At 54.4% G+C, this 12,824-nt stretch carries 10 protein-coding genes; 4 read left to right on the top strand and 6 right to left on the bottom strand.

The annotated features are described in order from the left end of the window. Positions 1-71: 71 nt before the first annotated feature. The 3 genes from AC5DDB_RS15245 to AC5DDB_RS15255 form a co-directional block, all read right to left on the bottom strand. Positions 72-983 (bottom strand): DUF58 domain-containing protein, encoded by a 912-nt coding sequence (locus AC5DDB_RS15245; protein ID WP_491740594.1) that lies wholly within the window; start codon positions 981-983, stop codon positions 72-74. Next, the gene (locus AC5DDB_RS15250; protein WP_491740595.1) at positions 949-2,022 is read right to left on the bottom strand and encodes an AAA family ATPase; all 1,074 of its coding nucleotides are present in this window, start codon (positions 2,020-2,022) and stop codon (positions 949-951) included. Before AC5DDB_RS15250 ends, AC5DDB_RS15245 begins: the two co-directional genes overlap by 35 nt. A 169-nt stretch (positions 2,023-2,191) precedes the next feature. Continuing rightward, positions 2,192-3,379, bottom strand: a complete 1,188-nt coding sequence (locus tag AC5DDB_RS15255) for a sulfatase-like hydrolase/transferase (RefSeq protein ID WP_491740596.1) — start codon at positions 3,377-3,379, stop codon at positions 2,192-2,194. A 198-nt stretch (positions 3,380-3,577) separates the two neighbouring features. On the opposite strand from AC5DDB_RS15255, the gene AC5DDB_RS15260 reads away from it, so the two are divergent. The 3 genes from AC5DDB_RS15260 (at position 3,578) to AC5DDB_RS15270 (ending at position 6,421) form a co-directional block, all read left to right on the top strand. Then, on the top strand, positions 3,578-4,567 hold the full coding sequence (locus AC5DDB_RS15260) for a hypothetical protein (protein WP_491740597.1): 990 nt from the start codon (positions 3,578-3,580) through the stop codon (positions 4,565-4,567). Positions 4,568-4,643: 76 nt separating this feature from the next. Then, positions 4,644-5,606, top strand: a complete 963-nt coding sequence (locus tag AC5DDB_RS15265; protein ID WP_491740598.1) for an NTP transferase domain-containing protein — start codon at positions 4,644-4,646, stop codon at positions 5,604-5,606. A gap of 107 nt (positions 5,607-5,713) precedes the next feature. Beyond that, on the top strand, positions 5,714-6,421 hold the full coding sequence (locus tag AC5DDB_RS15270; RefSeq protein WP_491740599.1) for a hypothetical protein: 708 nt from the start codon (positions 5,714-5,716) through the stop codon (positions 6,419-6,421). Between the two features lie 16 nt (positions 6,422-6,437). On the opposite strand, the gene AC5DDB_RS15275 is transcribed toward AC5DDB_RS15270, so the two are convergent. After that, positions 6,438-7,007 carry a Uma2 family endonuclease gene (locus tag AC5DDB_RS15275; protein ID WP_491740600.1) on the bottom strand — a complete coding sequence of 190 codons (570 nt, stop codon included), beginning with the start codon at positions 7,005-7,007 and terminating at the stop codon, positions 6,438-6,440. A gap of 35 nt (positions 7,008-7,042) precedes the next feature. Continuing rightward, the gene (locus tag AC5DDB_RS15280; RefSeq protein ID WP_491740601.1) at positions 7,043-8,335 is read right to left on the bottom strand and encodes a glucose-1-phosphate adenylyltransferase; all 1,293 of its coding nucleotides are present in this window, start codon (positions 8,333-8,335) and stop codon (positions 7,043-7,045) included. 248 nt (positions 8,336-8,583) lie between these two features. Between AC5DDB_RS15280 and AC5DDB_RS15285 the strand changes: the two genes are divergently transcribed. Continuing rightward, on the top strand, positions 8,584-12,096 hold the full coding sequence (locus tag AC5DDB_RS15285) for a PVC-type heme-binding CxxCH protein (RefSeq protein WP_491740602.1): 3,513 nt from the start codon (positions 8,584-8,586) through the stop codon (positions 12,094-12,096). Positions 12,097-12,099: 3 nt separating this feature from the next. Here the strand turns inward: AC5DDB_RS15285 and AC5DDB_RS15290 are convergent, their stop codons facing one another. Beyond that, positions 12,100-12,783: a class I SAM-dependent methyltransferase gene (locus AC5DDB_RS15290; protein ID WP_491740603.1), complete on the bottom strand. Its 684-nt coding sequence runs from the start codon at positions 12,781-12,783 to the stop codon at positions 12,100-12,102. Positions 12,784-12,824 lie beyond the last annotated feature (41 nt).

Consider the following 12,824-nt stretch of genomic DNA (forward strand, 5'->3'; position numbering starts at 1 on the left):
GGGCCAGGTTTGGGATTCGAAAACTCATTGCATTCGTTGTCTTCTCTGGCCTCTTGTCCTTTGCCTAAAGCTTAATTCCGCACGGTCTGCCGCATGCCAATTCGGTGATTCAGGTAGTGAGCCAACGCCGCATCGAGGTGTTCGCTGGTTCGCACGATTTGGTAATCCACCAGACTGCGAGCACAATGATGCCGAAGTTGATCCAAAAACTTTTGCAATGCTTGTTGATAGGCCTCCCGCAAGGAACGGGGATCACACACCAATTCGCCTGCATCTTCGAGACCTTCAAATTTCGTTGTGCCCGCGTATTCGAAGTCGAGTTCCTGATCGTCGAGTACGTGGAACAAGAGAACGTCGTGCCCGCGATGCCGCAGCAGTTTTAGTCCTTTGAACAAACCCTCCCGATCCGCGAACAGATCGGAAATGAGGACGACCAAACCTTTCTGCGTTTTTTCCTCTGCGACATATCGCAACACGGAATACATATCCGTTTTTTTCGACGGATTCTCGGCATTGAGTGACGTCAGTAAGGCGTGCAGATGGTTCTGGCGACTTCGTGCGGGGACAACAGTTCGGATGGCTTCGTCAAACGCGATTAAACTGACGGCGTCTTGCTGTTTGAGCAGTAGATAGGCCAGCGAAGCGGCGACCGTGCAGCCGTATTCGTACTTGTTCATCGCGCCGCTGCCGAATTGCATCGACTCACTGAGATCAACAAGGAGCGTGGTCCGCAGATTCGTATCTTCCTCAAACAATTTGAGGTAGTACTTGTCCGTTTTCGACCAAACTTTCCAGTCGATCCGGCGGATATCATCACCCGCGACGTACTCGCGGTGCTGTACAAATTCAACCGACTGACCGAAGTACGGGCTGCGGTGCATACCGGAAAGAAACCCTTCCACAATATGCCGAGCCCGAACTTCCAGCCGCGAAATTCTGGCTAATGCCTCAGGAAGCAAAAATCTTCTGTAATCGGCTGTCATTGGTCAATCCGCCTTCTTTGGAGGGTGTTTCCTCGATCAACCGATCGATCACACGGTCGGGGGTAATGCCTTCACTCTCGGCCGCGAAGTTCGCCACGATGCGGTGTCGCAGAACCGGTTTCGCAAGAGCAGCGACGTCGCCCGTCGAGACGTGTCCTCGACCATTCAGTAACGCGCGAGCCTTTGCCCCAAGAAGCAAATTCTGAACCGCACGCGGACCGGCTCCCCAACTAAGCCACTCTTCCACGAAATCTGGAGTACCTGGCCGTCCGACACGCGTTTGCCGCACCAAGGCAAGAGCGTATTCAACGACGTGATCCGTCACCGGAACTTGCCGAACGATTTTCTGCAGTTCCAACACGTCTTTACCGCTTAACACAACGTCGATGTCGTCGGACTGAATCGACGTCGTTTGCTTCGCGATTTGCTTCTCTTCCTCGAAGGTGGGGTAATCCACCAAGACCTTGAACATGAACCGGTCTTGCTGAGCCTCGGGCAACGCGTAAGTTCCTTCTTGCTCAATCGGGTTCATGGTGGCCAGCACGAAGAACGGGTCGGACAGCACATGCCGAGCCTGGCCCACCGTGACTTGTCGTTCCTGCATCGCCTCGAGCAATGCCGCTTGCGTTTTTGGCGGCGTTCGGTTGATTTCGTCCGCCAGAACTACGTTGTGGAACAACGGGCCGGAGATAAACCGAAATTCTCGACGACCCGTCTCACGGTTCTCTTGCAGCACATCGGTCCCGGTGATATCCGCCGGCATCAGGTCTGGGGTGAACTGGATACGGGCGAACGTCATCGAGAGGGAGCGGGCCAACGTGCTAATCATCAAGGTCTTCGCGAGCCCTGGCACACCCTCAAGTAGACAGTGACCACGACTGAACAATGCGATCAGCAGTTGCTCGACGACCTTTTCTTGGCCGACGATCACGCGTGACATCTGCGAGCGGATTGCGTCGTAGGCGCTATTGATCCGCTCGATCGATTTTTCGACATCCTGTGGTTGCGACCCGGATGTTCCGGTCTGTGAGTCTGTCATAGGGCAATCAATCCTTAGACGAGTTCAGGGTCTTCTGTATTCTCGGCGTGTGTATTGTTTCGAGTAAGTTGTCCGAACTTCCTGCATGTTTGGTGCCAGTTCCTCGCGCAGCACACAAACGACTCATCCAAGAGCCTGCTCCCATAGGGACGTGGTTTGCACGCAAACCTCACCCGTTTTTTTCGACCGCTATTCGAAATTCGCGATATTCCTGAATGAGTTGCTCGACAACCTCGGGTTGTTGGCGAGCAATATTGTAGATGCCATGCGGATCATCAGGGAGTTGAAACAGCATGGCATCGTCTTCCCAAAAATCAGCGCCCGATGCCTGTATCGCCAAGTGAAAGTTCAATGTGCGGACCCCAAATCGACCAGCGGCCGATCCACCAAAAAAGGCCGTTTCGCGATCCCACGGGAACTTGGCATGCGGGTCTGAGCTTAAAAACTCTCCCAGATTACGCCCTGGCCAACCGCTCGGACTGGGGGTATCTGTTAATATTTTTAGCAAGGTTGGTGCGAAATCAACCGGCTGAGTCAGTTCGCTGCGACGAACCGCCTCGGAAATGGAGTTGCCGGCAATTATGAACGGCGTTTGGACACGAGAAGTGGATTGTTCTGTTGGGCATTCGGGCAGGAGTGATGAAAATATTGGCATCTCGCCGTTTGCGGCGGTGATGATCAACGTGCCATTCGCGGTTAGTGTACGCAGTTCATCGGCTAGCTTGCCGATTTGCACATCCCATTGAGTGACACGGTAACGCTGGAGTGCCCGCCAATGCTCGACTTGCGTCTGACTCCACGTCTGGGCATCTCGAGTGTGTTGTTCAAGCGTCCTGGTTGTCTCCTCATCGAGCCCGCTCTCCGGCGGGAACGGGCCCCATGTTGCGATGTCTGTGGGGTCTGCGAATCCGGGGACGTGAACCCATAAAAGTCGTGGAAAATTGCTCGCTTCATCCCGCCAAACTCGGAGTTGTTCCGAAGCCTTACGGAAAATGTGGTCGTGAATATCCCCTTCTTCGATCTCATGACGCTCGATTCCTTCGCGATCCGGCCAAGGAACAGACGCATGTGGCCCGCAAGAAATCACCCGGTATTCCACGCCGTTCGTGGCGAGAAAATCGAACAGGTTCGGCGATGATGAAGAATCGGCCGTGAGGTGCTCGTAGTTTCCGGTCCACCACGCATGTTTCGAGTCGTTCGGGTCGAGATTCTCCAACACATGTGCGTCGAACACCACACCCGTCGAGGCCAGTCGATCCAAATACGGAGTTTCCGCGGAGATACCCCCGTAGCAACTCAACGCAGAAACTGGGAGTCGATCAAACGAAACGACCAAGACAAATGGGGAAGTGCACACGATGAACGACTTTTCCAATTGTGAGTAGGAAGCGGAATCATAGCGACCAGTCCCATCCAATGCACGAGACTCGGCTTAAACTCATGTCGCGATTTCAGAAAATGCAGATGCATTGAACTCGCCCACTTGACGGATCTGACCAAATGGCCAAACAATAGAGAATTGAATAACACTCGTTGTCCGCCACGGAGTTGACCGATGCCGACCGCCCGAATGTCCCGCTGGCTCTTGTACTCTTTCGCTGCGTATGCGTTTTCATTAACGCTGCCTGCTGTTGGTTACTCGGCTCCTCCCGCGACCGTTGAGACCGAAGTCGTCGAGAACGTCGAGGCGGCGACGGAGACAGATCAAACTGAAACCGCGGACGAAAAACCGGCGGATGAGGTCGAATCGGCGGAGTCTCGCTATATCCGAATTCGACGCAACGACGACGGTGAGCCTTTGGGATTGGAAACGTCCATTGTGCGTTTCGTTCCCAAGTCAGGAGAAGATGGCGTCGTGCTCGACCTCATCGGAGCCGTTCACGTCGGCGACACTCCGTACTACCGAACTTTGAACAAAGAGTTCGAAAAATACGATGTCGTTTTGTACGAGTTGGTCGCGGAAAAAGGCACTCGCGTTCCGAAAGGTGGGCGTAAGGGCGGCGACATGTTCCCGGTCGAAATGCTCAAAAACATGCTGAAATTGGATTCGCAATTACGCGTGGTGGACTACTCCAAAAAGAACTTCAAGCACGCGGATATGTCCCCGGCGGACATGAAGAAGGCAATGGAGAAGCGGGGCGATACCGGCTTTTCTCTGATCCTGGGCATCTTGCGAGACATGATCCGCGAGAGTAACCGGATGGCCGCCAGACAAGCTGCGGACCCAAACTCCGTTCCACAGATTTCGCTGATGGACTTGCTCTTCAATCCTGATGGTGGCAAGAAGTTGCGACGGATGATGGCGATGCAACTCGGGGATCCGGCGGCATCGAGCGCGCTCGGTGAGACACTCAACACTTTGCTTGTCGAAGACCGCAATCAAGCCGCCCTCAAGGTTTACCAGGAAGAACTTGATAAGGGCACAAAGAAAATCGCCATCTTTTATGGTGCCGCTCATATGCCGGACTTCGAAGAGCGACTGACCACGCAATTTGACATGAAGATCGAAAGCGTGCGTTGGATCGAAGCTTGGGATCTCGAATAGGAACTTCAACTTTCCGTCGACATTTGCTATAGCACCATTCGGATTGGTTCACGTCTTCCCGATTGGTGGTGCAACGATGTCTGGTCTTGTCGCAGTAGTTTTGGCCGCCGGAAAGAGCACGCGGATGAAGTCCGCGGTTCCGAAGGTTCTTCATACGATTTTCGGTCGTCCGATGATCGAGTACGTGCTGGACGCAGCGCGTGGCGCGGGTGTGGAGCGAGTCGTTGTCGTCGTGGGGCATAAAGCCGATGAGGTGAAGGCAGCGTTGTCGCACCATGAGGACGTCGAGTTCGCGTTGCAGACCGATCAAAAAGGCACCGGGCACGCGGTGATGATGTGTCGGGAAAGTTTGGTGGACCATACGGGCTCCGTTTTGGTCCTCGCCGGCGACACACCCTTGCTTCAAAGTTCCTCCTTGAAAGGACTTCTCGAAGTCCAGGCGGAGAAACAGGCGGCGTGTGTCATCGGCACAGCTGACACCGAGGCGAATTACGGTCTCGGCCGGATTGTGCGAGACGACACCGGCGGTTTCCTTCGCATCGTCGAACAAAAGGATGCCTCCCCCACCGAGCAGGAAATCACCGAAATCAACACCGGCTGCTTTGCATTCGATTGCCAAAAACTATTGGATTCGTTGACGAAGCTCAGCACAAATAACGAGCAGGGCGAATACTACCTCACAGATTGCCCGGCCATTATGAAGTCGGAAGGCGAGTCTGTCGTTGCGAGTTTGCAGTTTCAGATCTCTGAAGCGATTGGCGTTAATACTCGTGCCCAACTGGCGACGGTTCGGCAAGCAATTCACTCGCGATCTCTCGAAGCCCGAATGCAAGATGGCGTGTCGATTCTCGACCCCACACTCGTCTCGATTGATCCCCGTGCTCGAATCGCCGCGGATACCACAATTCATCCCTTCGTAGTCATCGATGGTCAAGTTTCCATCGGCGAAAACTGCGACATCGGCTCGCATAGCGTGTTGCAAGGGGCCGTCACTGTGAATGCTGGAACTAAAGTCCCACCGTTCTCGAATCTATCCTAAGCCATCCGAACGCCCCGCTTTCCGGGGACTGCCCTGGCAGTACAAAACGGTTTTCGGAATAATCCAAGCTGATGGACTCGCATACGAACCCTACGGAGTTTCAAGTGATGACACGACGAATTGCATGCGTCTGCGTTTTGTGGCTAATGAGTTTGCTCGTGGGCTCGCCGACTTTTGCCGGAGTGGTCAAACCGCTCGAAGACTGGAAAGGCGTGTTACGCAGCAATGAGAAGCGAAACGTCGCACCGGAGTCCGGCTTCATCACGGACCGGAAAACTTGGACGAAAGTCTGGAAAGCCTGGCGAGGCAACGCGGAAGTGCCAGACGTCAACTTCACGCGTGACATGATTATTGTGTCGACCGTCGACGGACCCAACCGGATTCTGATGGCGATGGAACTCGACAACAAAGGCAATCTCCAGGTGCGAGCCGCTTCCACGAAGATCGGCGGCCCTGGTTTCGGCTACGCACTTGTCAAAGTTCTCAAGGCGGGAGTTCGAAGTGTGAATGGCACCTCGCTGAACCCAGACGACGAGTTTGGCGACGTTGGCGATCGCATCATCGTCGACATTCGCGGAAAACTTCAGCACGGAGTCGTTCAGATTGGCGCCGAAACGACTGGCACAACCATTCAAGTTGACGGCATCACTTGGGAGCTCGACTTGAGCGCCAATGAAGAATGGACCGCCGGTGCCGACCAACTCAGCGGTAAGACCGTCCGCGTGCGAGGGCGTTTGACGAAAAAGGCCGGAGTGGAAGTCCCAGATCGTTGGATTGTGAAAGTCGAAAAACTCGCGCCGTCATGGAGCGAATAATCGCGTTACCGACTTCCTATCGATTCTGAAAATCGACGCGTGTGTAAATCTCAGCCATTGAGAGTTCACACGCTGGTTCTTCCAATCGGATCGTTTCGTCTGGACTGGTCCGCATTTGCAAGTTCCAGCCGTCTTCCGATTTGCGGTGATAATGATCGATTCGCACCTCGTTCTGCGAGACGAGCAGGTAATCGGTCAATGATGGAATCCGACTGTAATTGTGAAGTTTCTCGCCCCGATCGATCGCCTCGGTGGACGGGGAGAGAACTTCAAACACCACAAGCGGATTGAGCAAAACGTCGTGAGATTCGTCCTCGAGTTGCGGTGGATCCGGCGCTATTGTGACATCGGGGTAGTAATACGCTCGATCCGGAATTCGTACCTTGAGATCGTTGGCCAAGGCTACAAATGCCGAATCTCTGAGAGCAAGTCCCAATAACTGGATTAAATTCGAAACAATAATATTGTGTCGCCAGCTTGCGCCAACCATTTCACGGAGTTCTCCCTCGATCCACTCGTGTTTCGTCTGCGATTGCCGCTCTTGAGAGAGGTAATCTGTGACGCTGTGTAGCATCATCGAACTCATAGTGGGGCTCCGAAACACTGATTGATAAGCAGATGTCAATGCGGGCGGAAGACGTAGCCTTCCGGGAGTTGAGCCTCTTTCTGTACGAAGATCACGCCATCGCGTACGACGACTGGTTCCGTGAAGTCTTCGTTATCTGACATGTCGGGACCAGGTTTGATGGTCACATTGCGACCGATTCGGCAGTTCTTGTCGATGATGGCTCCTTCGACGTGACTGCCAGACCCGATGTTCTCCGACTGCATTTCCGAAGCACCGTAGGCTCCGCCGTACTCGTAGAAGTCGGCTCCCATGAGAATCGAGTCTTTGATAACGGCATTCCGCCCGATCCGGCAACGCAAGCCGATCACACTGTTTTCGATGACCGTACCTTCGCCAATCTCACAGCCGTCGGCAATCATACTGTTCCTAATAGTCGCCCCGGAGATTTGTGTCGGTGGCAGAAAGCGGGCGTGAGTGTAAATCGGTTCGTTACCGGCTACAAATCGGAAAGGCGGTTTGGGTTGGGCAAGTGCCAAATTCGCTTCGAAGAACGCCTTCACCGTTCCAATGTCTTCCCAATACCCGTCAAACAAGTGGGCTTGGACCTTCTTCTCTTTCAGTGCTAATGGGAAAATTTGCTTGCCGAAGTCTTCGTAGTCGTTGCCTTCGAGCAGTTCGAACAGCACGTCTTTCTTGAAGAGGTAGATCCCCATGTTCGCTAAGCAATCGCGACCGCGACTTTCGAAACCGAGTTCGTCGATCTTTGCGGGATCGGTCCGCGCTTCGGCCAGGGCTTCTGGCGTCTTAGGCTTCTCGACGAAATCAACCACGCGGAAGGTCGGGTCGAGTTTCATGATCCCAAAGGCGTGAGCATCCTCACTGGCGACCGGCAACACCGCGATCGACACGTCCGCATTGGCCTCTTGACAGGTCTTCAGCATGTCGGCGTAGTTCATGCGGTAGAGCTGATCGCCGGACAGAATCAGAATGTAATCGATTCCCGGTTGATCGAAGTACCGCAACTGCTTGCGAACGGCGTCGGCGGTCCCTTGATACCAATCGGTCCCGCGGTTGTTCGTTTGCTGAGCCGCCAGAATCTCGACAAACCCACCCGAGAAGTTATCGAAGTTGTAGGTCTGGCGAATGTGACGGTGCAAACTGACCGAGTTGAACTGTGTGAGCAGGTACATCCGGTTGATGCCGCTGTTCATACAGTTCGAAATCGGAATGTCGATGAGTCGATACTTCCCCGCCAACGGGACGGCCGGTTTCGATCGGTAGCGAGTGAGTGGAAATAGGCGGGTACCTTTGCCACCACCCAAGATAACGCTCAAGACGTTTCGCATGACAGGATTTCGACTCAGTATCAAAGACAGAAATACGATGGGCCGACCGGGATTCCAAGCGAGTGTTTCGTCAGTTTCGCAAAAGCGAGGATTGATCCGAAGCGCACGGAAATGATCGGTGAGATGTAGATCCATAACCTACACCGACACGCAGGAACAATCAACGATGTAATCACCCGGTTGTCAGCGGTTTGTTCGATCGGCTAGAGTGCTGTACTTGCAATTCCTACCGTCCGGAGGTTCGATCGTTGAAGACTCATTTACCCATCTTCCCCCTGCTAAGTGGTGCGGCTCTTTTGGCCCTGTCCGCATGGACCCAATCAGCCGCAGATGATGCCTATAATCCCCCAATTGCCACCGCTTCGAACGAAGGTGAGCAAGCCATTGAAGGCTTCCGCATTCCCGAAGGTTTCCACGTGGAACTCGTGGCCGCCGAACCGTTGCTGGCCAATCCCGTCGCCTTCGATATCGACGAACAAGGTCGATTCTATATCTGCGAAACCTTCCGCCAGCAAAAAGGCGTCGAGGACAACCGCAGTCATATGGATTGGCTGCACGACGATCTGGCGGCTCAAACCGTCGAAGATCGTTTGGCCTACATCAAAAAACATCTGGGCGAGAAAGCCTCGGACTACGCGAAAGAGCAAGACCGCATCCGTCTGCTGACCGACACCGATGGTGACGGCAAAGTCGACGAATCGACCGTCTATGTCGATGGCTTCAACGAAATCGTGGACGGCACCGGAGCCGGCGTGCTGGCACATCGTGGCGATGTCTACTACACCTGTATTCCCAAGCTCTACAAGTTCCGTGATTCCACCGGCGACGGCAAGACCGACACGCGGGAAGTCCTCAGTGATGGTTACGGCGTGCGATTTGCGTTTCGTGGTCACGATATGCACGGGCTGACGATCGGTCCTGATGGCCGGTTGTATTTCAGCATCGGCGACCGGGGATATCACGTCATTACCAAAGAAGGCACGAAGCTGCACGGGCCGGATAGCGGTGCGGTGTTTCGCTGTGAACTCGATGGATCAGACCTGGAAGTCTTCGCATATGGTTTGCGGAATCCGCAGGAACTCGCCTTCGACGATTACGGTAATCTCTTCACCTGCGACAACAATTCCGACAGCGGCGACCAAGCCCGGTGGGTACATATTGTCGAGGGGATGGATGCCGGTTGGCGGATGTATTACCAATACCTGCCCGATCGCGGCCCGTGGAATCGGGAGATGATGTGGTATCCACACGACGAACCGCCGCTCGAAAAGGAAGGCCCCGGCGGTGTGCCGAAGGGGACGGTCGCGAAAGATGTCCAACCCGCGTACATCGTGCCGCCGGTGGCGAACGTCAGCGATGGTCCCAGCGGGTTGGTGTACTATCCCGGTGTCGGTTTGCCAAAGGAATACAACGGCAATTTCTTCCTCTGCGACTTCCGCGGCGGAGCCGGTCAAAGCGGCATCCGAGCGATCGCCGTCAAACCGAAAGGCGCGAGTTTCGAACTCGTCAAGAACGAACAATTCCTCTGGTCCACCCTCGCCACCGACGTTGACTTCGGCTACGACGGCAATATGTACTGGACCGACTGGGTCAACGGCTGGAACGGCGAAGGCAAAGGCCGGTTGTATCGGCTGACGAACGGCGAAAGCGAAAAAGCGGCGGAAGTTGCGAAGTTGTTCCGTGAGGGTTTTGGCAGCACATCCGTGGAGCGACTTGTTGAACTGTTAGGGCACGCCGATCAGCGCGTGCGGTCGGCGGCGCAGTTTGAACTTGTCCAAAGAGAACCGAAAGGGGGAATCCTCCAGATACTCCACCCGGTTTCTCAATTAGCACGAATCGTGGAAAACAAGGAACTGTCAGAATTAGCTCGATTTCATGCCATAAGCGGCTGTAGTCAGACGGCTCGAAGTGCCCCAACTGAATTTAAATCGTTTTTCGCTGCTCTGGTCGGATATGGCGTGACATCTCACTCCAAGCCGAACGAGAAATGGGCGAAAATTGCCTCATTGCGAACAATGGGTGATGTGATTGGCCGAATTCAATTTCGTGAAGTCGATGGGAAGTTGATTGCAGGTACGGATAAGAATCAACGATTTATCGATAAATCCGCGCTCGATAAGTTCGAAAGCGATTTGCTCTCTGAGACCACTGATCCAATGGTGCGTGCGCAACTGGCGTTGATGGTTGGGAAGATGGGCGCGAAGCGATTTATCGCTCCCCTGACAAAGCTTCTTACTGACTACAAAAAACTGCATCCGGTGTTACGTCATTCAGTTTCCTATGGTCTCGTTTTGCTTGCGAAGCGACACTACGTGGATGTAGAACTCGCGATTTCCGACGTACCGGAAAATGCCCGCCTTGGAGCAGTTGTCATTCTTCGTCGACTAGGATCTACAAACATTCAGCGATATTTGAATGATGCCGACGGTGCAGTCGTGTTGGAAGCGGCGCGAGCGATCAACGATGTGCCCATTGAATTTGCACAATCAGAACTTGCAAAACTTGCCGGGCGGCCTGGCATGAGCGAACCGCTCTTGCGGCGGGTTTTAAATGCGAATTTTCGACTCGGTCAGAAAGACCATGCAGCGGCGGTCGCGAATGTGGCGGCGGATGCGGCGGCGAGTGAAGTGATGCGGGTGGAAGCGCTCGAAGAGTTGTTGATGTGGGAAGCACCGTCGCCGACCGATCGCGTGACCGGCATGTGGCGACCACTCGAACCGCGTGAAGCACCATGGATGGCGGACGTGCTGCGTTCGAAACTCGGCGGGATGCTCAGTGGTTCACAAAAGGTGCGGGAGTTGGGGATCAAACTCGCCGCGAAGTACGGCATCCAAGATGTCGGTCCGACACTGCAAAAACTTCTGGCGGAGACCGATCAACCCGGCGAAGTGCGAGCCGAGGCGCTCAAGGCGTTGGAGTCGCTGAAAGATGCTACGCTGCGAGAACAAATCACTTGGGCTGTGTCCGACGTGGACCCGCTCGTACGAGCCGAAGCGTTACGCATTCTGGCATCACTCGAACCGGAAGCCGCTATCACAAAACTCGAAGCAGCCATTGCGGACGGTGAAACAGTCGAAGCTCAAAAAGCTGTCGATGTGCTCGCGGGCATGAAACTTTCCGCTGCGGAAGAAGTTTTATTACGGCTTATGAAGCAACTTCAGGCGGGCGAGTTGGCGGCTGCGGTCCAATTGGACGTGCTGACCGCTGCTGAAAAACGCGGTTCTTCCAAGTTACGGGAAGCCATCGACGCGTTCGAAGCGTCGCGGCCGAGTGACGATCCACTGGCGATGTACTCGGAAACGATGCAAGGCGGTCATGCGGGACGAGGGGCGGATGTCTTTTTCGGTCGCAGCGAAGTTTCGTGTCGTCGGTGTCACATGATCGGCGGTAGCGGCGGGAACGTGGGGCCCGATCTCAGTGAGATCGGCAAGCAGAAAGATCGACGTTACATCCTCGAATCGATCGTCAATCCGAACGCGCAAATCGCCAAGGGATTCGAAACCGTGTTGCTGGCAACCGATGAAGGAAAAGTTATCAGCGGTGTGATTCGTGAAGAAAATGACGACACGATCCAGCTGATGGACAAGACCGGTGCCATCATCCGTGTGCCGACGGAGACCGTTGTCGACCGCGCCAAAGGCAAAAGCTCAATGCCGGAAGACATGATGAAGTACCTCAGCAAATCCGACCTGCGTGATCTGGTGGAGTATCTTGCTCAGCAGAAAACGCCGCCGAAAAAACCGAGCGGTCACGAGGAGTAATTCTTACGCTGACTTGATTCCACTGGCCGTCCAGTGACGGTCGGTGGTTTGCTGAACCCAATTGGCAGAGCAACCGAGTGTCCGCAGTATCTCGCGGACTTCCTCGACGGTTAAAGCCGCGTGAAGCGAATCGCGGAACATTTGCCGGGCGTGCTCCGCTTCGTCACCGGCGTACGTTTCGACGAGCTGATCGAGTGTTGTTTGATCCGCTGGTCGCATGAGGTCACGAACGAACAACAAGCCACCGGACTTTAGCACACGCAGCATCTCCCGGAAGACATCGAACGGTTCCGGAATGTGGTGCACGATACTGTTCGACATCACGACATCGAACGACGCGGCATTGTAAGTGAGAGTCTTCGCGTCCGCATGTTCGAGCGAGATTCGGTCGCTGAGTCGGGCTTCGTCGACACGTGTTGCGGCCAGGCTCAACATTTCCCTGGCCATGTCGATTGCGGTAATCGTCCCCGCTCCGCCTTGACGACAATATTCAATCGGAATCAGAGCAGTTCCGGTTCCAACGTCGAGAAGCGTCATATCCGCGGAAGTTACTAAGTTACGTTGCCGAGCGGTTGCAAGAAGATCCTCCACAAATACCCGATTGACTTCGGAATGATCCATGGCGTCATAGTCGATGGCTTCTTCAACACTGTCCATCACTTCGGGTTCGAGAATGCGTATGAGCATTGGTATTTCTTCCTGGAAATTTCACGAAAGCGTTTTGCTCG

The sequence above is a fragment of the Thalassoroseus sp. genome (assembly GCF_984380535.1).